Raw genomic sequence first — 222 nt, forward strand, 5'->3', positions numbered from 1 at the left:
TCATTCAGGACGCGGCAAGCAACGATGCAGTGAGCTTCAGCGCAAAGCCCGTGACGAACAACACGCCGGCCACCACACCCGGAACAGACAACACGGCCCCGGTGATCAACACCGCCACGGTCAACGGCAACCAACTGGTGCTGACCTACATCGACGAGGGCAACCTGGATGCCACCAACACCGCAGCCGCCTCGGCCTTTGCGGTCAGCAGCGCAGGCAATC

Annotated in this window: 1 protein-coding gene; it reads left to right on the top strand. The window is 62.6% G+C overall.

The annotated features are described in order from the left end of the window. A partial coding sequence (locus D5041_RS21980; RefSeq protein WP_265285845.1) for a SwmB domain-containing protein occupies positions 1 to 222 on the top strand: 222 nt, incomplete at both ends.

This window comes from Verminephrobacter aporrectodeae subsp. tuberculatae, assembly GCF_026127385.1.
Lineage (GTDB): Bacteria > Pseudomonadota > Gammaproteobacteria > Burkholderiales > Burkholderiaceae_C > Acidovorax > Acidovorax aporrectodeae.